20 protein-coding genes and 2 pseudogenes are annotated in these 21,623 nt (G+C 38.9%); 11 read left to right on the top strand and 11 right to left on the bottom strand.

Going from position 1 to position 21,623, the window contains the following annotated elements; all coding sequences use genetic code 11:
- Window positions 1-41 precede the first annotated feature (41 nt).
- The gene (locus Aba26S_RS14995; RefSeq protein WP_043973090.1) at window positions 42-1,187 is read right to left on the bottom strand and encodes an alpha/beta fold hydrolase; all 1,146 of its coding nucleotides are present in this window, start codon (window positions 1,185-1,187) and stop codon (window positions 42-44) included.
- Between the two features lie 222 nt (window positions 1,188-1,409).
- On the opposite strand from Aba26S_RS14995, the gene Aba26S_RS15000 reads away from it, so the two are divergent.
- Window positions 1,410-1,784, top strand: coding sequence for a hypothetical protein (locus tag Aba26S_RS15000; RefSeq protein ID WP_005239722.1), 375 nt, complete (start codon window positions 1,410-1,412; stop codon window positions 1,782-1,784).
- Entirely contained in the window at window positions 1,781-1,978 is a 198-nt protein-coding gene (locus Aba26S_RS15005; protein ID WP_043973092.1) for a helix-turn-helix transcriptional regulator, read from the top strand. Before Aba26S_RS15000 ends, Aba26S_RS15005 begins: the two co-directional genes overlap by 4 nt.
- A gap of 18 nt (window positions 1,979-1,996) precedes the next feature.
- Here the strand turns inward: Aba26S_RS15005 and Aba26S_RS15010 are convergent, their stop codons facing one another.
- Both Aba26S_RS15010 and Aba26S_RS21270 read right to left on the bottom strand, forming a co-directional pair.
- Window positions 1,997-2,428 (bottom strand): GNAT family N-acetyltransferase, encoded by a 432-nt coding sequence (locus Aba26S_RS15010; RefSeq protein ID WP_005239720.1) that lies wholly within the window; start codon window positions 2,426-2,428, stop codon window positions 1,997-1,999.
- A 97-nt stretch (window positions 2,429-2,525) separates the two neighbouring features.
- Complete coding sequence (locus tag Aba26S_RS21270; protein ID WP_005277237.1) at window positions 2,526-2,759, bottom strand: hypothetical protein; 234 nt, start codon at window positions 2,757-2,759, stop codon at window positions 2,526-2,528.
- A gap of 228 nt (window positions 2,760-2,987) precedes the next feature.
- Between Aba26S_RS21270 and Aba26S_RS15020 the strand changes: the two genes are divergently transcribed.
- Entirely contained in the window at window positions 2,988-3,215 is a 228-nt protein-coding gene (locus Aba26S_RS15020) for a hypothetical protein (RefSeq protein WP_043973095.1), read from the top strand.
- 323 nt (window positions 3,216-3,538) lie between these two features.
- On the opposite strand, the gene Aba26S_RS15025 is transcribed toward Aba26S_RS15020, so the two are convergent.
- Window positions 3,539-4,627 carry an AraC family transcriptional regulator gene (locus tag Aba26S_RS15025; RefSeq protein ID WP_005239714.1) on the bottom strand — a complete coding sequence of 363 codons (1,089 nt, stop codon included), beginning with the start codon at window positions 4,625-4,627 and terminating at the stop codon, window positions 3,539-3,541.
- A 260-nt stretch (window positions 4,628-4,887) separates the two neighbouring features.
- Here Aba26S_RS15025 and Aba26S_RS15030 point away from each other — a divergent pair, with 260 nt between their 5' ends.
- The 4 genes from Aba26S_RS15030 (at window position 4,888) to Aba26S_RS15045 (ending at window position 11,241) form a co-directional block, all read left to right on the top strand.
- Entirely contained in the window at window positions 4,888-8,964 is a 4,077-nt protein-coding gene (locus Aba26S_RS15030) for an ESPR-type extended signal peptide-containing protein (RefSeq protein WP_052500229.1), read from the top strand.
- A 63-nt stretch (window positions 8,965-9,027) separates the two neighbouring features.
- Window positions 9,028-9,417 carry an outer membrane protein assembly factor BamE gene (locus Aba26S_RS15035; protein ID WP_043973097.1) on the top strand — a complete coding sequence of 130 codons (390 nt, stop codon included), beginning with the start codon at window positions 9,028-9,030 and terminating at the stop codon, window positions 9,415-9,417.
- Between the two features lie 189 nt (window positions 9,418-9,606).
- Window positions 9,607-10,332, top strand: a complete 726-nt coding sequence (locus Aba26S_RS15040; RefSeq protein ID WP_005239710.1) for an AraC family transcriptional regulator — start codon at window positions 9,607-9,609, stop codon at window positions 10,330-10,332.
- A 21-nt stretch (window positions 10,333-10,353) separates the two neighbouring features.
- Window positions 10,354-11,241: a LysR family transcriptional regulator gene (locus tag Aba26S_RS15045; protein ID WP_043973099.1), complete on the top strand. Its 888-nt coding sequence runs from the start codon at window positions 10,354-10,356 to the stop codon at window positions 11,239-11,241.
- A gap of 72 nt (window positions 11,242-11,313) precedes the next feature.
- Here Aba26S_RS15045 and Aba26S_RS15050 read toward each other — a convergent pair whose 3' ends face one another.
- On the bottom strand, window positions 11,314-11,694 hold the full coding sequence (locus Aba26S_RS15050; RefSeq protein WP_005239707.1) for a carboxymuconolactone decarboxylase family protein: 381 nt from the start codon (window positions 11,692-11,694) through the stop codon (window positions 11,314-11,316).
- Between the two features lie 281 nt (window positions 11,695-11,975).
- Here Aba26S_RS15050 and Aba26S_RS15055 point away from each other — a divergent pair, with 281 nt between their 5' ends.
- Complete coding sequence (locus Aba26S_RS15055) at window positions 11,976-13,406, top strand: methylenetetrahydrofolate reductase C-terminal domain-containing protein (RefSeq protein ID WP_043973101.1); 1,431 nt, start codon at window positions 11,976-11,978, stop codon at window positions 13,404-13,406.
- Here Aba26S_RS15055 and Aba26S_RS15060 read toward each other — a convergent pair.
- The 3 genes from Aba26S_RS15060 to Aba26S_RS15070 all read right to left on the bottom strand — a co-directional run bounded on the left by Aba26S_RS15060 (window position 13,403) and on the right by Aba26S_RS15070 (window position 16,049).
- Window positions 13,403-13,894 carry a flavin reductase gene (locus Aba26S_RS15060; protein WP_043973103.1) on the bottom strand — a complete coding sequence of 164 codons (492 nt, stop codon included), beginning with the start codon at window positions 13,892-13,894 and terminating at the stop codon, window positions 13,403-13,405. The two genes, Aba26S_RS15055 and Aba26S_RS15060, sit on opposite strands and share 4 nt — an antisense overlap.
- A 91-nt stretch (window positions 13,895-13,985) precedes the next feature.
- Window positions 13,986-15,008, bottom strand: coding sequence for a methionine synthase (locus tag Aba26S_RS15065; RefSeq protein ID WP_043973104.1), 1,023 nt, complete (start codon window positions 15,006-15,008; stop codon window positions 13,986-13,988).
- A gap of 27 nt (window positions 15,009-15,035) precedes the next feature.
- Window positions 15,036-16,049 (bottom strand): DUF1852 domain-containing protein, encoded by a 1,014-nt coding sequence (locus Aba26S_RS15070; protein ID WP_043973106.1) that lies wholly within the window; start codon window positions 16,047-16,049, stop codon window positions 15,036-15,038.
- A gap of 447 nt (window positions 16,050-16,496) precedes the next feature.
- On the opposite strand from Aba26S_RS15070, the pseudogene Aba26S_RS21665 reads away from it, so the two are divergent.
- Together Aba26S_RS21665 and Aba26S_RS15075 are read left to right on the top strand one after the other, a co-directional pair.
- Window positions 16,497-16,565 (top strand): annotated as a pseudogene (locus Aba26S_RS21665) (hypothetical protein); the annotation flags it as partial.
- A gap of 219 nt (window positions 16,566-16,784) precedes the next feature.
- A pseudogene (locus tag Aba26S_RS15075) lies at window positions 16,785-17,983 on the top strand (tyrosine-type recombinase/integrase).
- On the opposite strand, the gene Aba26S_RS15080 reads toward Aba26S_RS15075, so the two are convergent.
- Window positions 17,976-18,197, bottom strand: coding sequence for a hypothetical protein (locus tag Aba26S_RS15080; protein ID WP_000541019.1), 222 nt, complete (start codon window positions 18,195-18,197; stop codon window positions 17,976-17,978). The pseudogene Aba26S_RS15075 and the gene Aba26S_RS15080 overlap by 8 nt on opposite strands.
- A gap of 213 nt (window positions 18,198-18,410) precedes the next feature.
- Between Aba26S_RS15080 and Aba26S_RS15085 the strand changes: the two genes are divergently transcribed.
- On the top strand, window positions 18,411-19,310 hold the full coding sequence (locus Aba26S_RS15085; RefSeq protein WP_001060378.1) for a hypothetical protein: 900 nt from the start codon (window positions 18,411-18,413) through the stop codon (window positions 19,308-19,310).
- A 59-nt stretch (window positions 19,311-19,369) separates the two neighbouring features.
- Here Aba26S_RS15085 and Aba26S_RS15090 read toward each other — a convergent pair whose 3' ends face one another.
- Both Aba26S_RS15090 and Aba26S_RS15095 read right to left on the bottom strand, forming a co-directional pair.
- On the bottom strand, window positions 19,370-20,281 hold the full coding sequence (locus Aba26S_RS15090) for a hypothetical protein (RefSeq protein WP_000549012.1): 912 nt from the start codon (window positions 20,279-20,281) through the stop codon (window positions 19,370-19,372).
- Between the two features lie 198 nt (window positions 20,282-20,479).
- Entirely contained in the window at window positions 20,480-21,526 is a 1,047-nt protein-coding gene (locus Aba26S_RS15095) for an inovirus-type Gp2 protein (protein ID WP_032014126.1), read from the bottom strand.
- Window positions 21,527-21,623 lie beyond the last annotated feature (97 nt).

Below are 21,623 nucleotides of genomic sequence, written 5' to 3' on the forward strand. Positions count from 1 at the left end.
AGGCTGCCCCTATCGGCAGCCTTTTTGTTTTAAGGATAATTTTAGTCAGAACGTTGCGCTAACCATTGAGTGACGACAGGCCAGACCAATTCGGGTGCCTGACTTCCTGAAACCAAGCCCATATGCCCTCCAGGAACAATTTCAAACTGTTTGTCGGTACTGCTGATTAAATCCATAAGAGGGCGCACTGCTTCCGCCGTTACAATAATATCGCTACGACCGCCTACTGCCAGTACGGAACAATCAATATCTTTCAGGTTGGCACTTTGCTCACCAAATTGGACTGAGCCTGTAGATAGCTCATTATCAATCCAGAAACGTAGAATAATATCGCGCATCACGCCACCTGGATAAGCCAGCATATGATCGACAAAAGAACTGGAAGTGGCGTGATTAATCACAAATTGGCGATCATTCAGATTTTTTAGCAGTTCCCAATAATTTTTAAAGTTGCCAATTGGATCGGTCAATTTAAACCCTAAGGTATTTTGCCAGCCATGAATATGAAACACGCGACTAGGCACTTGATGGATACGAAACTTGGTATTGCTACGAATCCATTGTGCTGGAACGGTCAGGCGTTGGTAGAACTTACCCATATAACCCGATTTATGGGTATTAATCGGGGATGCCAAGATGACCATATTCTGAATGTTTTTATCTTTGAACAGCGCGGTATAGCAGAGTGATAACGCACCACCCAAGCTCCAACCATACAGCGATAATTGTTGCTGACCACTATGCGCACGGATTTTCTCAATAAAGTCTGGCATAAAGGTTTTCACATATGTACCCAGATTATATTTGGCTTGGCGTAGGCTTGGTGTCCCCCAATCAATCAGATAAACATCAAAACCTTGTGCGAGAAAATAAGCCACCAGACTACGGCTTGGGAATAAGTCATAGATCAGCATATTCGCGGCAAGCGGTGGCACGATGACCAAAGGAATACGATGCTTTACGGTACTGTCTGTTGCAACCGTATAGTGGCGTAAGCTAATAATTTCACGTTGATACACAATATCAAAAGGTGTTCTGCCTGAAAGTGCCAGTTGCTGACCACGTAAGAGACGATCTGTTGCATTGGAGAGGACTTGGCGTGCCTGACGTCCCCTACGGCTATTCAGCATTTTTTGTGCAGTTGGACTGTGAAGAAAACTGCGTTTAACTTTTGGTGATTGAGTCATGTGAACCTAAAGCTCGAAGGTTGCTATTCAATAGCGGCATATTAGAAGAAAAAATAAATTTGCTCAGTGACTCATTTGCTTAACTTGTCTTTCAAAATGATCAATTCGGTAAGGAGATAAACACAAAATGTTAAGGATTGAATAAAAAATAATGTAAAGTGTACTTTACATTTTGCGGAGTGGTTTATATATTGTTGTAAAGCTTACTTTACATGGTGCAGTATGAATCATTCTCGAAACTTGTTGCAATTGCTCATCGCAATTTCAATTTATATGGTGGTTTTGATTGGCTCTTTAAAATCCTTAAATTTTATTGATATACAATGGCTTAAAATTGTTGTTTCATTAACGCCGATGTTACCTGCATTGGTCATTGCATGGGTGATTATTCAACAATTCAAGCGCTTTGATGAGCTGCAACAGAAGATACAATTACAAGCCTTAGGTATGAGTTTTATCGGAACATCACTGATCACCTTTAGTTATGGTTTTCTGGAAAATGTTGGATTTCCAAAACTCACAATGTTTATCATTTGGCCAATGATGGCAATGCTTTGGTCGATTGCGACCATCGTTGGAACTTGGAAATATAGATGAAAAATAATCTACCTGAATTGAGAAAACACAAAGGCTGGTCGCAAAGTGACTTGGGGGATTATGTCAGCGTGTCGCGGCAAACCATCAATGCGATTGAAAAGGAGCGTTATGATCCAAGTCTAGCGCTTGCCTTTAAGATTTCACATGCCTTTGGATTGAGCATTGAACAAGTGTTTATCTATGAGGGAGAATAGCCCCCTAAGCATTGCTGCTTAAGGGGTCATTTGTAGATGTAAAACCGGATAGGGATTACCTTGGCCATCGAGTTCTGAGCGACTTACCGTATGAAATCCCATTTTTTGGTAAAAGTTAACAGCTTGGAGATTCTGTTCATTGACATCAACTTTATAGATCTGAAGTTGTTTAACTGCAAAATCGAGTAAAGCTTTGCCGATCCCTGATCTTCGATATTCTGGCAGAATAAACAGCATTTCAATATTGTCGCTACTACAGCCTAAAAAGCCGACAATTTTATGCTCAATCACATATTTATGCAGTGTAACATGATGAAAATATTCATTCAGGATCAGCGGTTTGAGTTCTGAAATCATGGTTTCAGGTAAAAAGTCATGTGTCGCTCTAACCGATTTTTCCCATATTTCTATTAACGTAGAATGATCGTGTTGGGTTGCTTTTATAATCATGGATTCACTTCAAGCAGGCTGTCTTATGGGGGCTATTTTCAAGCATTTTATGAGAGATTTCTATCCTTTGAATTCGACATAAAAGTGATCACTTTGATTATTCAAGTTCTAATTGATGGTCATCTTTGGTGACTTTGATTTTCAGCTTCTTATATTTTCGCTTATTTGGATCTAAAGCAGAATTTATAACATCTTGAGCAAAATGTTGATCTTGCATCAGTGCGGTATAGGATTTATAGCCTAGCAGAATCCGAGTCGGACGATAGCCGTTACGCGAAATATAATAATCAATCATTTGATTCAATTCGATTAACAGGCTGATATCGCTCATTGTTATAGATCACATATAAGAGGCTTATACAGCATAGTCTATATAAGAAAACTTATCTAGCTGATCTTAATTGCTTTTTTATGAATGTGTTGGTTGTCATAAAAATGTCATGTAAAAATATTATGGTAATTCACATAATAAAAAATAATGATAAAAAGATGAAGCTATATCTTGAGAACTTTAAATCACTGTGGATATGGGGATTTTAAGGATGAGGGAAATATTTATATGCAGAATGAAAGCGTTAATACAAGAGATAAAAAGCCACTCAATCATCGAGTGAGTGCTTTACTGGCAGCCTATCAGGCATTCTTGCTGACCAAGGGGTTGGCGAACAGTGAGTTTAGCCGTTTAATTTTTGCGGAAAGTTATACTGAAAACCTAAAATTTAAAATTTATGATGATGAATTAAAGAAACAACTGATTGATGAGTTAGAGAAATTTAGTTCTTTTTAATCAGAAATGTATATTACGGTTGAAAATATATAAAGATAACCATTTGAAAAATTTAGACGATGTTCACTGAAAGTTTAAATTAATTGTTTTATGCTGATTTAGTATATTAAATTAACTAGATGTTAAAAAATCACTTTGATAAAAAATAAAAAGCCTCAGTTGCCTAATTCGGGGTATCGACAACTGAGGGGGAAACTGAGTATTTATAATCTAACCTCATTTTTAAAATAAAGAAATGACTTTTATTGAAAAGGCATAATCTGTTTAATTTTAAGAGTTAATATGTTTAGTCAGTCGGTGAAAAAGGAATAATTAAAAAACGATTAATATGGTTTTTGTGGTGGTTCTAGATAATAGTTTTTAATAGAAACCCTTTGTTCACGAATATAGTCACTCGGTTTTTTCCCCGTCCAGCCAAAAAATGCTCTGGAAAATGCGCTAATATGGCTATAGCCTAATAAATCAGATATTTCTTGAATATTTCGATTTGAATCAATTAACTTTTTTGCCAATTCAAATTTTTTGGATTGCAGCAATGCCGAGAAGGTTGTATTAGCGAGTGCCAATTCTCTTTTTAAGGTTCTTTCTGATATTTTTAGTTTATTTGCAACATCAACGAGACTAGGAAAACCTAGACCAGGTGTAAATTTGAGTTGCTGATTGACCTTTAAAATAATTTTATTATCTTGATCTCTATAAAAAAGATATTCTTTATTGACCAGTTCCATTGCAAGTTGGTAAGCAGTATCTGAACTAAAAGTCAGAGGAAGATCTAGACATTTAAGGTCAAAAATAATTTGATTATGATCCCTATTAAAATGAAAAGCAGGTAAACGTTTTTCATAGAGATTGTGATATTCCTCTTTATCCCATGTCACATGAATATTAATCCCGGTTAAATTAAAGTTGGTGATCATTTGTAAATTAGTAATAATGTCAATCAATGCACTTTCTATGAAGAACTTATTGATCATATTTTTTTTGGCTTCGTTTAAATGATCGGGTAGTTGATAGAGTGGGGTAAGTCGAATAATAATTTTATTGTTTTTGTTAAGGATGGCTAAATCCATTTTATGAATGCGCATACTATAATATTTTTGTAAATCAATCAGTACTCTCCCAATTGTACTGTTACTCAAGAGTATAAATCCGATCGCACCATGGGCAGTCAATTTACAATTTAGCCCTAATTGATAGCCAACTCCTTTGTTAGGTAATAAATCAAGTAACCGAATCACAATATCGGTCCATTGATCAAAAGTTATACGGTCATTGTTGTTATTATCTGTTAGCAAAGATAAAGGAATTTGACAATATCGAATGACTTCACCTTTTGGGACACCAAATGTGGTTGCAGTATCCACAAGTATTTTTAGATAATCGTTGTGAATGTTAAGCATTTGTTTTTTCATACATTTTAAAATAAAATTAAGAGATAGATCTAAAATACTTATACATCAGCTGAATATATTTTTATGAGTTTGAGATTTAAAGTCCCATTTTGTTAAAGATTTATGACAATCATGTTTAATAATATTCTTTTGAGGAATGATTCATGTAATTAAACAAATATGTGATGTGATTGTTAAAATTGTGTATTGGTTGTTAAGTTTATGTAGGTTTTATTTATTTAGATTTGTACAGGTTAGAATCCTCTAAAGTAGTACTTATTATGAATAAAATTTATCGTTTAGTTTGGAATAAGAGTCTAAATTTATGGACTGTAGTTTCTGAAAATGCACGTGGTACAACTAAAAAACGCAATGTAAACACAAATATCTCAATTAAAACAAAGATCAACTCTTCTGCTGTTACAGATCAACAAGCCCAACTTAAACCGACTCTTATTGCTCTTGCATTAAGCTCGGTTTTTTTTAGTACAGGAGCTTTTGCTGCGACCAACACCAATGGAGGGGTGGTGAACAATAGTAATGGCAGCAGTATGGCGATTTCACCAACGGGGGCTCAGTGTGGTACGGGAGGACAGGCTTCAGTCAATGGAGACAACGGCACAGCAGTTGGCTGTGGTAATAATATCAGTGGTACGAATGCCGGATTTCAACAGCAGATTGTTAACCGAAGAGGTACAACAGATGTGGGTTATGCACCAGGAGTGCCCGTAGGTGATACTGGAGGAGTATTTGGTTCATCAACTGCAGTTGGTCGGCAAAATATTATCAGAGGAGCTGGTGGAGCGACAACTTTCGGTTCATCTAATGTTTCCAACTCGAGTTCTAATTTTCATAATGTATTGATGGGCCAAGGTAATAGTACAGTGTGGACTGGCGGCTATAATACATTAATGGGGATTGGTAACCAGATTGTGGACGATGCTGCTGCTTCAACCGATGGTACAGGAGTTGGTACTAACAGTATTGCGATTGGAGTTGCAAACCGTGTTACAGGGCAAACGTCCATTGCTTTTGGACGTCAAAGTTATGCCGATGCAGATTACTCAATTGCCCAAGGAAATGTTGCAACAGTGCAGCGAGGGGCAACTGGAGGGATAGCCTTGGGCTTTTCAGCTACAGTTTCAGGCAAGCATGGGGTAGCAATTGGAAGTGCTTCAGGAATTCGGAACTATGACCCTGGTACATCTGCAAATGCGGCAGAGGACTCTGTTGCTGTTGGAACACGAACCAATGCAAGTACACTTGAATCTGTTGCAATTGGTGCTGGCAGTGAAGTAACAGGGACAGATATTGGCATGCAGCAACGGTTGGCAGACCGTCGCAGTAATGTAGCTGGGGCAACTAATGTATATCCAGACGGTAGAGATAATGTACTCAGTCGAGGTACTGCCGTTGGTCAAAACAATAAAATAACCAATCGTGGCGCAGGAACTGCAATAGGGAGTAATAACAGCATTACGGCGGCCAGCGATCCTGCTCTTGCAGGTTATAATGTTGTGATTGGTCAGGGTAACTTGGCAAGTCAAGCATACAATACAGGTATTGGTATTGGTAATGATATTTCAAAAGGGATAAGTAGTACCGCAATTGGGGTGAATAATATTGCTAGTGGTAATACGGGTATTGCCATGGGGCGTGGTACACAGGCACTGGCTGATTTTGCAATTGCACAGGGTAATACAGCGACAGTGGCAGCTGGAGCGACAGGAGGGATTGCTTTAGGAAACTCCGCAACTACAACAGGAGTACGTGGTATAGCGATTGGCAGTAGCACGGGTGGGGCGCAGAATGATACCGCTACGGCACCCAATGCAATTGGAATGGATAGCATTGCATTAGGGACAGGTGCAAAAGGAATAAGTAATAATGATATTGCCATTGGACGTAATGCCGCGACAGCTGCAGGATCGGGTGGCGATAATATTGCTATGGGGAATAGTGTCACTACTGGTGCAACTGGAAAAAATATTGCGATTGGTTCGGATGGCACCACAGCCAATTCTAGAACTGGTATAGGTGGTGCAGTTGCAATCGGGCGAGCTCAAACAGCGACAGGTGATGGTGCTGTTGCAATAGGTGATCCGAACGTCGTGAATGGAGATGGAGCTGTTGCACTAGGTAAAAACAATAGAGCAGCAGGCGACACTGCAGGAAATACTGCAGCGAATGGTGCAGTTGCACTCGGTTATGAAAATCAGGCCATCGGTCAAGGTTCTGTGGCATTAGGACATACTTCTGTGGCAGCGGCGGCAGGTGCAATCGCATTGGGCGATAATGCGAGTGCACAGGCAGTGCGTGGTATAGCGCTTGGTTCGGGTGCAACGGCAGCCAATGCCAGTGACGTTGCATTGGGCTCGGGCTCTGTGACTGATGCAGCCAATCCAACTGCCAATGGTACGGTAGGTGGTGTCACTTATAACTATGCAGGTACAAGCCCAAGCAGTGTGGTTAGTGTGGGTAGTGCTGGTAATGAACGTCAAGTGACCAATGTGGCAGCTGGTCGTGTCAGCGAAACAAGTACCGATGCAATTAATGGTTCTCAGCTTTATTCGACACAACAAGCCTTAGGAAACCTTGCAGAATCCACAGCTAATCATCTAGGCGGTGGCTCAGTTGTCAATCCGGATGGTACGGTCAGTGCACCAAACTATAGCGTCAATGGCAATAACCTGAGCAATGTTGGCGATGCCATCACTGAGTTGGATAAAGGCTGGAATCTACAAAGCAAGGATGTGAAATTTGACAGTGTGACAGCAACAGATGCAGATGGTAATGAAACCATCCTGACAGCTAAAGGAGTAAGTCTAAAAGACCAAGTAGGAAATACCACTGTTCTTGGTCAGGACGGGCTCGGTTTTGTTGACTCAATCGGCAATCGTATAGGGCCACGAATTACTGCGGGTGGCATTAATGCAGGCAATACGGTGATAGGGGGCGTCGCAGCTGGCCGAGTTGCATCTGATTCACAAGATGCCATCAATGGCAGCCAATTAAAAGGCGTGTCAGATAGTGTATCGAATGCAATAGGTGGCAATACCACAGTCAATCCGGACGGTACGATCAACACCAGTAACATTGGTGGAACAGGCAAAGACAATATCAATGATGCAATTGGTGCAGTGGGTAAAGCGGCACAAGCAGCCAAAACCACGGTCAGCAAGGCGGAGGGTGATGAGAATATTACGATTAATCGTAGTACCAATGCGGACGGTAGTACGGATTATAAAGTTGGTTTAGCGAAGGACATAAATGTTGATAGTGTGACAGCAGGTGGTACTAAAGTTGATGGGGATGGCTTGCACATTACAGGTGGCCCAAGCGTGACCAAAGCTGGTATCAATGCAGGAGACAATAAAGTCACAGGCGTAGCGGATGGTACGGTTGCTGCGGGATCACAAGATGCCATTAATGGCGGTCAGTTACATGGTGTTGCGGATAGTGTGAAAAATGTGGTGGGTGGCAATGCCACAGTGAATCCAGATGGATCAATCACGACCAGTAATGTTGGTGGCACAGGTCAAAACAACATTAATGATGCGATCAACTCAGTCCGAGGTGCGGCTGCAGCAGCTAAATCGACGGTGAGCAATAAAGATGGCAATATTTCAGTCACGCCAACGACCAAGGCAGATGGTAGCAAGGACTATGAAGTCGGCTTAGCCAAAGATATTAAGGTCGATAGTGTAACAACTGCCAATCAGGTCAATGTGGGGGGGAATGAAGGAACCACGATTGCCGCAGATGGTGTGCGTATCGCCGAAGGTCCAAGCATGACCAAAGCTGGTATTGATGCTGGACGTCGGAAGGTCACGGGTGTTTCTGAAGGTACAATTGCACCAGATTCAAAAGATGCAATTAATGGTAGTCAATTGCACCAGTCCTATGAAAATGTGGGCAAAGCATTGGGTGGTGGTGCAGGCTATGATCCTGTGAGTGGATGGACACCACCGAACTACGAGGTTGCTGGTGGAAAACATGACAATGTCGGTGATGCACTCAATGCTTTAAACAATGCCGATCAAGCATTAGGTGATCGGATCACAAATCTTGGTGACCAAATGCAGCAAGCATTTTATGACACCAATCAACGGATTGATGATGTTAAAAAGCATGCCAATGCTGGGGTAGCCGCAGCGATGGCACTTGAAACAGCACCATATATCTCTGGCAAATATACTTATGCAGTTGGAGCGGCTTATCACGGTGGTGAAAATGCTGTCGGTGTAACACTGCGTAAGACAGCGGATAATGGTCGCTGGTCATTGACTACAGGCGTTGCTGCTGCTTCGCAGGGCGATCCGAGTTTCCGTATCGGTCTAAGCGGTGTATTTGATTGATTTTAAGTCAGGGGAGTCCTCTGGACTCTCTTTGGTTTAAACCATAATAAAGTGAGAAAAAAGATGAAGAAGATGCAGATTTTGATCATGACCACACTATTGAGTGTTGTATTGCTAAGCCAAGCGAATGGTAAGGTAGACGCCAAACATACGCAGGATGTCACTTTTCCAGCAGTCAATCAGAGTTATCTTAAATTGGTGAAACGCTATGAAGTCGATGATGTTGCACGTTTAAGTGTGGGCATGAATAAAGACCAGCTCCGTCATATTTTAGGAAATCCGCATTTTAATGAAGGCGTGATGCTGGTCAAAACGTGGAATTATGTCTTGGATATCCGTATCCCTAATACGCAACAATATAAACGTTGTCAGTTACGCATTGATTTCGATCGAGCCTATAAAGTAGAGAAATTATCTTGGAAAGAACATGAATGCCAGCAGGAAATGACTTAGTTTTAAGTAAAAATCTTGTCATTTTATCTGTATGACAGGCTCATTGATTTGATTGTTAATTAAACAAGCAGCTCTAAATGATCTGTTTGTTTAATTTTCCTAAAATGATTATTTAAAGAGTTTAATGTGTTAAAAAATTAAGACTAAGGTTTGATAAGCTTGAATGAATTGAAATATGAGATGGATTATATGTTTCATACTTTCTCACAGCATGGGAAAAATATAAAGCTGCACCTTATTGAGGTCGGGAATAAAGATTTAAAACACGCAGTTATTTTTTTTCTTTTAGAAGTTGATAAGTTCTTTTCCCTCATTAATAACCTATCTGTCGAGCATTTTAGAATTATTTTGATATATCGATGCGAGATAGTCGACCAAGATTTAGCGGTACTTGATTTTTCCAATGAGATCAGGTGCTTAACTACTCAATTTAATATGGATAATGTGCATTGCATATTCGAGCCAAACATAGACGATTTTTATAAATATGCTTTATTTTCCAGTGACCTATTTGATTCAGTTACGGTTTCTAAAAAGTTTGATGAGCTTTGCTTGCAAGCCTTTTTTGCATCATGTCCACGTAAGATCGAGGCAACAATCGACTTTATTGAAAAAGTAAATCTGCAAATTGGTCATACCTTGTCAGAAGGCGAGCCATATTTAATCAAAGTCGCAAAAAAAATGAGACTAACACCCAGGGTATTATCGAAAAGAATAAGAAGTGAAGGCGAAGAATTCAAATTATTGGTCAAGCAAATACGACATGAAAAGGCATTATTTTTATTGAAAAACGAAAATGTAAGTTTGTGTGATATTGCATACACACTGGGCTATACAGAGCATAGTGCTTTTACACGTGCATTTAGAGGATGGACAGGATGTTCGCCTTGTCAGTTTAGAAAATATTTAAAATAATTCAATTTGAGGTATAAAGTTTTGGATATTAGGGACTTAAAAACTTTTATATATGTCGTTGATCATCAGTCAATCACGATTGCATCTAAAAAGCTTGGTGTTAATCAGTCAACAGTGACGAAACGTATTAGCAATATCGAGGAGCTTGTTAAAGGCACATTGTTTAATCGAAAGACTAGGCCATTACAGCTCACAAGTTTAGGGAAAAAAGTTTATTTAAAAAGCTGTTTTATTTTAAAGCAGTTAGAGTCACTTCAAAACTTTAGCAGTGAAGCTGCTACCGAGGTTAAAAAAAAGATTCGGATTGGTATTACACAAACATTCATAGATGACATTTTGGATCATGTTGTTTATGAATCCAAAAAGTTGAGCTCGTATTATGAGATTGATATTTATAGTGGGTGGGGATGCAGTCTGATACAGCAAGTCTATGAAGGGGACATAGATCTGGCTGCGTTGATGATTCCATCAAATCTTGGTTTAATCAGCGATATAGCATTCTTTGAGTTAGGCACACTTCCTTTTGTGATTGTGACGAGAAAAGGTGAAGCCAGTAAATATCATAATTTAGAAATGTGTAGCAAACGAGGCTGGATCCTTCATCCTGATGGTTGCTGTTTTAGAGAAAGTTTGGCTCAACTCTTATATGACCGAAAACTGGGGTTTTATATTAATAAAGAGATTTTTGGTATTGAACTTCAATTGCAAAGTATTTTGAGGGGGGAAGGTCTGGGACTTTATCCGAAATCTTTCTTCGATAGCTTTGTGTTACAGCATGATGATCTGGAAATTGTTGAACTGAATGATTTCTCTCTTTCATTGCAAGTCGGGGTGATCAAGTCTCAGCAGATTGGTGTGGATGAAGCAAATGCGTTTATCGAAATTGTGAAGAATCATTATTTCCAATGATGAAACTGCTGTACAAAGCCCAAATGTAGATCACGGGCTTTATACATCAACCTAGAAGTACTGAGGCTGGTTCTATTCTTGAAACTCATTAATAACTTCCAGTGCAGCTCTAAAGGCTTCCTGGGTTGCTGGCGCTCCACAATAGGGCAAGCTGTGTAGTAATACTTCCTGAATTTCTTCGACTGTTGCACCATTATTCAATGCGCCACGAATATGGCCTTTAAGCTCGGTTGGACTCTTCAATGCAGTTAAAAATGCAATCGTCACCAAAGAGCGGTATTTACGGGGTAGTACACCTTCACGTTGCCAAGTTGAACCCCAAGCATGCTCATTAATCCAGTCCTGTAAAGGTTGAGTGAAGGGTACAGTATTGTCCTGCGCACGTTTGACAAAGGATTCACCCATAACTTCGGTACGCACTTTTAAGCCATTTTCATAATCTTGTTGTGACATATTTTTACTCTTATTGCAGTGAGAAAAGGTTCGCTTTTTGATGAGACGACACCCATCCTACCCCAATCATTGTACAAGCTAAAGTTGAACATGCTGACTGCGTTGTTCTCAGTAAAATAGCTCCATTCACAATGAAAGGTTTGAAAATGACCTAAGCAGACTTCGAAATTTGTGTACTTGTCGGCGCTTCAGACCTATTGAGGGACACTTTATTTTCTAAATAGATAAATTATACTAGTAGTTTGGGATCGCCATCCTGCCTTGTTATTTATCTCCTTTCTATGTTGTCTCTATTCGCTCAGCACTTAGCTCAAGATCGCTTCTGTATTTTAGTCGAATACTTATGTTCTACTCAAAGTATTCTGCCTGTACCACAATCAATTGCGGGCTTTCCTGCAATGATGACGTTGGCTGATCGGGTGCAAACTGATGAAGATCCTGCACCGATTGAATTTGCACAGCATTATCCTGAAACAATTGAAAAATTATTACATTTTTCAGGCAAGGGCAGAGATATTGCCGAGTTTGAAACATTCTTGGATCAGGCTGAGCAAGCAGGGCAGCAAAATCTGTTATTGCTCACAGGTGATAAGCTTAAAAAGCATTCCTCTGGTCAGGGGCTAGCAACGGATCGGACACGCTATTTAGAATCGGTGAATGCAGTCATCGCAGCGAAAAAACGCAAGACGTTTCATATTGGTGTCGCATTTAATCCATTTAAATATACCGAAGCAGAGCGTGATGCACAGTATTTCAAACTCCATAAAAAGATTAGGGCAGGAGCAGATTTTGTAATTACCCAATTGGGTTTTGACCTAGAGCAGACTAAGCACGCTCAAGCCATATTAGCACTCGATTATCCTGATTTTCCCTTGATTGCCTGTGTGATGCCACTGACTTTGCGTCGAGCACAGTTTATGCTGCGCCATCAGGTGGCTGGCATTGTGATTTCTGAGCATATCTTAAAGGTACTGGAGCAAGAAAATCAGGGTGATTCAGCTCAGGCTGAAAAAAATGTATATGCACGTTGTGCCTTGCAAATTTTGATCTGTAAGCATCTTGGTTATAAAGGCGTACATTTATCCTCATGCCATAAACAGCAAGAACAGGCTCAACTTGAACAGGCATTACAGCAGTATCAACACTTATCGCTGACTGAGTGTGAGCAGCTTTGGTATCAGCTGTGGCAAACGACGACCCATCGCGTGTTTCAGCCAAAGGTTGAGATTGTTCGTAAGAAAGTAACCAGCGCTCAAATTTTAAAATATAAAAATATGCAACTCCTGCATGGTGTTTTCTTTAGCTCTAATGCGGCGCTGCAGCTTGGCCGTTTTGTGTTTAAAGCCGCTTTTTGGGAGCGCCCCAAAGCCAGCCATCTTTTATTAAAGGTTGAACATTTCAGCAAGCATTATGCGGTTGGGTGTGATAGTTGTGGGCAATGTCGTTTAAGTGAAACATTATATATTTGTCCGGAAACCTGCCCGAAAGGTTTGGCCAATGGGCCATGTGGTGGAACGAGTTTAGATCGCTGTGAGTTTGGCGATCGAGAATGTATTCACTCTGTCAAGGCTAGACTGGCAAAGGCGGTTGGTCAAACGGAGCTGCTGAAAACAGAATTGATTCCAGCCGTGTCCATCGAGACACGGGCAACGAGCTCTTGGAAGAATTGGTTTAAATCAATAGAGCCACAAAATAGGGGGAAGGAGATTTAAACGGTTTCTGTCTGCCCGACATGATGATAAGCACGATTAAAATACACCAGACTATGCTCATGTTCACCCTGCTGAATTGCGACGATACGACAAATAAAAATCGTATGCGTTCCCACTTCCTGAATCTGCTCAATCTCGCAATCGAAATTTACCAAGGCATCCTCCAAAACAGGTGCACCGGTTTCTAGCTCTGACCACACGCCATGTTTAAAGCGCTCTTCTGGACTCAGTTTCGATGAGAACGCTTTAGAAATATGCTGATGCTGGGCACTTAACACATTCACGCTGAGGATTTTATTGTCGACAAAATGTACATGCGAACTTGATGCTTTATTCATGCAGACCAATAAGGTCGGAGGGGTATCAGTGACGCTACATACAGCAGATGCAGTAAAGCCATAACGACCAGACATGCCTGTCGTGGTAATCACACTGACTGCACTGGTTAATAAAGACATTGCATCTCTAAAGTCTGTTGCTTCGACCATCACTTTATTCCTCAATTAAACCCGAATATTGGGAGAAGAAGGGCGAGCAAGTGTCACCCTTTACTCCATACACGATCAGTGCGTACAGGGCTTAGAGTTCTTGACGAACAATTTCTGCACCTGCACTTAATGCATTCAGTTTGCCACGTGCAACATCACGCGCTAAAGGCGCCATACCACAGTTGGTTGATGGATAGAGCTTATCCGCATCCACAAATTGAAGTGCCTTACGTAGTGTATTGGCCACTTCTTCTGGTGTTTCAACGGTATTGCTTGCTACGTCAATCGCACCCACCATCACTTTCTTGCCACGAATCAGCTCAATCAAATCCATCGGCACACGTGAGTTGTGGCATTCGAGTGAGATGATATCAATTTTTGACTGCTGTAGCTTTGGAAAAGCTTCTTCATATTGACGCCATTCTGAACCGAGGGTCTTTTTCCAGTCGGTATTGGCTTTGATGCCGTAACCATAGCAAATATGCACCGCAGTTTCACACTTCAGTCCTTCCAGTGCACGTTCCAAGGTTGCAACACCCCAGTCATTCACTTCATCAAAGAACACATTAAAGGCAGGCTCATCGAACTGAATGATATCCACACCTGCTGCTTCTAATTCTTTGGCTTCTTCATTCAGGATTTTGGCAAATTCCCATGCCAGTTTTTCACGACTTTTATAATGCGCATCATACAGCGTATCAATCATGGTCATCGGGCCTGGCAACGCCCATTTAATCGGTTGATTGGTTTGCTGACGTAAAAACTTGGCATCTTCAACAAACACAGGCTTTTGACGTGATACTGCACCCACAACAGTTGGTACACTGGCATCATAACGATTACGGATGCGTACAGTTTCGCGCTTCTCAAAATCAACACCGGTAAGGTGTTCAATAAATGTCGTCACAAAATGCTGACGAGTTTGCTCGCCATCGCTGACAATATCAATGCCTGCCACTTGCTGCTCATGCAAAGACAAACGTAATGCATCCTGTTTGCCTTCAATCAAGCCTTGCTCTTGCAATTTCCATGGTGACCAAAGCTTTTCAGGTTCTGCCAGCCAAGACGGTTTTGGTAAGCTGCCCGCAGTCGACGTTGGTAATAATCTTTTCATCATGAATAACCTTATATTTTCAATAAATTAGTGTACGTAACTTGTTTGCGAGTCGCTTTTTTCAGAGTAGCGGTCAGACCACTGTTCCAGAATGGCTTGGTAAGGCTTGATGAATTGTTCTTCAACAAACTTCCCTTGCTCAATCGCCAAACGACTACGTTCTTCTCGGTCATACACAATGCGAGTCAGTGAGTAGTCTTGATGCTTCAAACTCGGTTGATACGATTTTCCGGCCGCTGAATTGGCATTATAAATTTCAGGGCGATAGATTTTCTGGAAGCTTTCCATGGTGCTGATGGTACTGATCAATTCCAGATTGGTGTAATCGCGAAGCAAATCACCAGAGAAATAGAAAGCCAACGGCGCAACACTGTTTGGCGGCATGAAATAACGCACCTTTAAGCCCATTTTCTGGAAATACTCATCCGTTAATGAATATTCATCTTGCTCATATTCCACACCCAAGACTGGATGTTGATTGGCAGTACGCTGATAGACCTTACTGCTCGAAACACTGAGACAGATCACTGGCTGTTTTTTAAAGTGTTGCTGATAGGTCTCTGAATTGACAAAACTCTTGAATAGATTGCCATGCAAGTCGCCAAAATTCTCTGGTGTGCTGAATCCCGACTGATTTTTATTATGATCAAGCAATAACACACTGAAATCATAGTCACGCACATAAGAAGAGAAGTTGTTGCCCACAATGCCTTCAATACGTTGATTGGTTTTGTGATCAACAATACTGGTTTTTAAAATTTCAATTAAAGGCAATGCATTGCTCGTGCTGCCAGCATCAATATTCATCTCTACAGAAATAATCTCAAGTTCGACCGCATAGCGGTCAGCGGCTGGATTATCCCAATGCGCTAAGCTATTGAAACGATTGTCGATCATTTTTAGGGTATTACGCAGATTTTCTTGGCGGCTTTGACCACGAGCCAAATTGGCAAAGTTGGTTGTGATACGGGTATTGTTTGAAGGCTGATAGTTCTCGTCAAAACGAATACTCTTGATCGTAAAATTAAATGCTTTACTCATTTTAATCTGCCACCCTAATTTCTGAGATAAATCTGAATTTCTGTATAGAGTGATTTATACCGTAATCATTAGCTGAATAAAAATGATTTAATCTAAGTCCAAAGTGAATGAAATTCATGTTTGAGCTTGTGCATTATTGTGAGCTATTAAGAAGACGGCTCAAAAGCTTGTCTCAAGGGGTATCGCTATAAATAGACCGAGAAAATCTCGCCACTGCCTAGCCAAGTTGGATCAAATCGAGTCATTTTTTCACGTGCTTTGATTTCGTTAGCAGGTCTTGTTGTGCAAAAAAGTTTTCTTTTGTGGATAACTTAAGACATATCAACAATCGATCAATATGTTCTGTAAATCTGCTACAATTGCGCCAATTTTAAATTCTTTCGCATGCCCTCTGTTCTTGCCATCGTTTGCAGATACAGGTGGGTGCACAAATTGTAGATTTTTAGCATGTTTAAAGATGAATTAGCGGCACAGGTTGCCCAGCGTCGCACCTTTGCGATTATTTCCCACCCAAATATTTGATATCTATTCAAGCTCATTCAACCTATTTCAAATATAATAATAAAATCATCGTAAGTGCTGTAAAAGTATAAAAATATTGCTATTCTTTATCTGACATATCTTTCAACCCCGTTCAATAGATTTCAAGTCTAGTCAGTATGTTTGTGTACATATGTGTGTACATATTTTCTAGAATTAGCTACTTGAAAAAAATATGTACACAGGTGGAGTAAAATGCCTTTAACAGATACTTGGCTTAAGAAGAATCTAGATCGTGAACGTTCAGCTATACATACAGAGCCTGATCAAGATGGATTGAGCGTTCGTGTATCGCAAAAAGGAAAGCTCACTTTTCAGATGCGTTTTCGATATAACGATAAGCAAGCTCGTTTAGACTTGGGAACCTATCCAAATATGAGCCTTAAAGAAGCTCGTATTGAATTGCAGAAAATGAAAGCAATTTTAGAAAAGGGACATGACCCACGTATTCATAAAAAGATAGAGCTTCACAAGATCACAGAGGCTATAACTTTTGAAGCGTTATTTCGTGAGTGGCATGCGAAATATAGTATTCCTAATAAAAAGAATGCAGATCAATATTTGAGATCATTTGAACTTTATGTTTTCCCAAAGTTAGGTAGCATACCTGCTGAGCAAATCACATTACATATGTGGTTAGATTTACTAGAAGAGCAATTTAAACAGTCACCATCGATAACTGATCGCATTCTTACGAATACAAAGCAGTGTTTGGATTGGGGGATCAATCGAAAATTAATTGAGCAAAACCCCATAAGACATATCACTGGAAAACGTGACTTGAATATTAAGAAAAATAAAACTGTTCGAGTATTACAAGATGATGAGTTATCTTTAATTTTTAAAATTTGTGATGAGTCTAGAACATCATTAAGGAATGTTTTATTTCTCAAGTTATGTTTGTTTTATGGTAATCGATATAGTGAGTTGAGGCTTGCACGGAAATCAGATTTTGATTTTAGTAAAAATACATGGACAGTACCGTATGAAAATCATAAGACAGGAGAAAGTAAAGGGGACATTGTTCGACCTATTATTGATGAGATCAAACCGTGGCTTCAGTCGGCAATTGATTTGAGTAATTCTGAATACATTTTCCCACATGAAAATGGCAAAGAGCCAATGGGGCGTAGTGGGCAACAGATACCCCTTATAACTTCATGCAATTTGCAAGGAAGAATTATAAAATTGAAATGGATCATTGGTCTATGCATGATTTACGGCGTACAGCTAGGACAAATTTCAGTGCGTTTACGAGTAGGGATGTTGCGGAACTGATGGTTGGACATGTGATGCCAGGAGAACAGGGGACATATGACTATTATGATTATCAAAAAGAGATGTCTAAAGCTTATAAAAAATGGTGGAAAAAGTTAAGTAATCTGTCTAGCTAGACAGATTACTCATTTGGTTGTTATTGAAATATTTGAGTAGCCATTCATTAAACATTTCTTCATCCCAAAGACTAGAAGAGCCAGCACATTTTTTAATAGGTTGTGGCATCGGTTGTTCGAACATTTTTTGATTAGGTTGTTGGTAACGCCATAATGTTGAAGGAGAGCAATTTTTAAGTTTGTGGCGAATTTCTTTAGATGTTAAGTAGCCCATACCTTTGATCCTTTTGTAGTCATAACAATTAGATGAAAGAACTAGTTTCTAGCTTTAAATACAGGTCAGAGAGCAACGCGTATTTTTAAGTGATTAGTTCTGTTTGTTGATGAGGTCACTATAAAATTTAGAAAAGATTTAAAGTAGAGCAGTACGTGCATCTAAAAAAAATAGTAGTATTATGCTATCTAATTATCTGTAATTTAATAACTTGTGAATAATAAAAAATTATCAAACGTAGAGCTGCTTGAGCAGGATATATGGTTAAACTTTTGCTACTACTATCAGTGTGAGTTGGATGATGAATCAACTGCAACGGAGAATCAATCATGCATAGATAAAAAAGAAAAAATCATAAAAAGAATGCAGCAGAATGATTTTTCAGTAAATGAGGAAAGAATTTCTTTTGCTGAAATGATGGGGGCTGATTTGAATATTCCCTTCAAACCATCTCAGCTCGCTGAGCTTTTAATACAACTTAATACATTAAGGGTTGAAGTAAATAACTTGCCTGCCAAAATTTTTCAAAGGCAATATTCAGATATTTTAATTGCTTCTGTGCAAATGCTTGGTGGATTGGAGTTTATTCAGAACCCTACACTTGCGAAAAGTGCAAAGGCTATCATTGCAGTCAAAGCTCGTTACGACAAGCATTTATACCCAAGACGTGAAATTATATATCGTATTTTACGGGAACAAGTGGCACGTCATGGTAAATGGAAGACTTTAAATCAAGCAGTTAACTCTGTGCTTGTTGATCTGGACAAAGCTTTTGAGGAATACGATATTCAGTGGATTAAGTCTGAACTCGTGCTTAAGCAAGAAATGCTTGATAAACTAGGGTGGCATAAGCAGTCAGCGAAGCAAGCCATTGTCGAGCTAGAGGGTATAACTAGAAAAATAACTACTGCTTCAGCAGCTAAAAAAATAGAAAAATTACAGATGGAGCTAAAAAAATTGAATCAGGTACTCAAGGCAAAATACCCGTCTAAAGAGATGGAAAAATTTGGGTATAAAATGCCTTACAGTGGTGGATACATTGCTGAAACCATCATCCATGAGTTAAGGAATCAACCTGAAATATTGAAGGAAATTTTATTGAATACAGGTTGAGTGCAATTATGTATTTTATATACTAATTCTTAAGGATTAAAAAATGGTATTCAGTCCATCTATTTAGAGTTTGTGCCACAATTTTTGTAAATGAATTTTGGTGAAACATATTCTGATTCATAATAGAAATAGTGGTATTTGAAAAGGATTTCTCCGAAGATTGCTTTCCATGTTTTTTCATTTGTACCCTCGACATCTTGAATATCCATCGGATAATCAACTTCATGGGCAGTTAATATAATATTTGTATGCGGTGAAACGATGAGATAACTGCCATTTCTTAGTGGGATGAACTCTTTCATCGAGAGTGGTTTGCATTCACGTTCAGTAGCACTATATACAGTAAGTACATAGTTATTTGATAAATCACGTTGAACACGGAAAAATAAATCTAAAATTTCAGTTTGATAATTATCATAAAATTTATCAATCATTTGTGAAATCTGTTTTGTAAGCCCTTGCTCAATAAATGATTTATCGCGGAACTCACATTTATTCATATCGAATACATATGTAAAAATATTAAGGTTAAATCGTTGCTGGGTTTTGAAAAGCTTTTTCATCACTCGAGCATTTTCTTTTTTTGACTCATTAATAAGCTCTAAGCGTTGAAGTCGATCCTCCATTGCTATCCGAGTCGTTGAGTCTTTTTTTAGTTCTTTTTCAAAAGAATCTACAATAGGTAAGATGTCTTGTATATATTGCTCATTAGGTAAAAATAAAGGATTGATTGGTCTACCTAATTTAGGTCCTAAATCTGAATAAGCTTTATGTAATGCTTTTACACTTTGACTAAGTTTGTAAAATTTATGCTTGAGAAACACTTGGCTTATGCCAGGAAAATTTTGTAAAAGTTCATATACTTCGTAGGTTTGTGGAGATTTACAGACATAATGCTTACCATGTTTAGTCGTTTTTTGTTTGAATGCACTATAACTTGGGTTTGTGATTATTGCTGAAATTTTGTGCATAATAGAAAGGTTATATACATTTACGCAAAAATGTATTTGATCATGGGATGTCATCAAACTTAATTGGTTTATTGGTGTATTCATGAAAACCCTGTTGTTTAAGCTGATAGTATTACGCCCTTGATGGAAGTAGATTCTAAAGTATTTTCAATTACTCTTCTGCAATAAATCTAGCTAAATCATTGTAAATTACTTGATTTATCTTGTTGCATACTTACGAGTACTGTAGCCAAATGTTCGTTGATTAGTTTGACCCTTTTCGATAATAAACTGCTCTGTCTTGGTGATGTGATCTATCATTAGGTGCAATGCGTCAATTTTTTCTTGGTCATCATGAGTGATAACGCCGATAGCAAGATTTTTACCAACAGGCTTGTCATGCTTGAAGTTTTGATAAACCCCTTTTTTTAAGGTTATGCTTTGCCATAATTCACCAAGTTTATCGGCAAAGTTATGATTTTCTGTAAACTCATTTGCATCCATAAAAAATAGGAAGTGATAGTGGTATCTCTTCAAGTCTGAGTATTCTAATTTCCAAACAAAACCAACAATCGGTGGGACTTTATCATTTGGTGCGTGAAGTTTTTTGATGAACGCCCGCAAGTAAATTTTTAGTAATTCAAGTGGGACTGTATGATCAGGATGGATGAAAAAATCCATTTTAATGACAAGTAATTTTCTGAATGTATTAAATAATTTTCGAACAAGTCGTTTGATCTTCTTATTCTGATTAATACTTTTTTCTTGGCGTAATTGGGATGCTTTTTGATAGCTTGTATCGCTTGCAATTGAACAGGAAATCTGATGGCAAAATTCATTTAAAATTTCAGCTTTTAAAATAAATTGGTTGGGTGCTAGGGCAATAGCATCATTATGACTTCGAATCCAAAAATCACTCTGACTAACTGTTAAATGATGAAGCGTTATATTTTCTTTCAGTACCTTGCGAAATAAGTCCACTTCAGGACTTGTGCAAGTTTTATCTTCAAGGTAATGAGGATCAATTCTTCTAAGTGACTCATGTATATTTTTATCAACAATAGTATAAGTATTTTGCTTTTTTTGATGCGGTAAGTAGATCGGTTTTGTTCCATTTTTTTCTAAATACAAAATGAGCAGAATGATTTCAAGTTGACGATATGCTTCATTTTCGTTAAATACTTTAAGCTCATAAGTTTCTTGAGAACCAACTCTTTTTGTTAAACTTTCATCTTGAATGTTAGGGGGGGGACTAAGGGGATTCATCATAGCTCAAAAATAATTATTGGCGTAACTTTAGCCTAAGTAAATTTCGATATATCTTTGGATACATCGATGGTTAGCATCATATGGTTCAATGATC

This window comes from Acinetobacter sp. NBRC 110496 (assembly GCF_000876115.1).
Lineage (GTDB): Bacteria > Pseudomonadota > Gammaproteobacteria > Pseudomonadales > Moraxellaceae > Acinetobacter.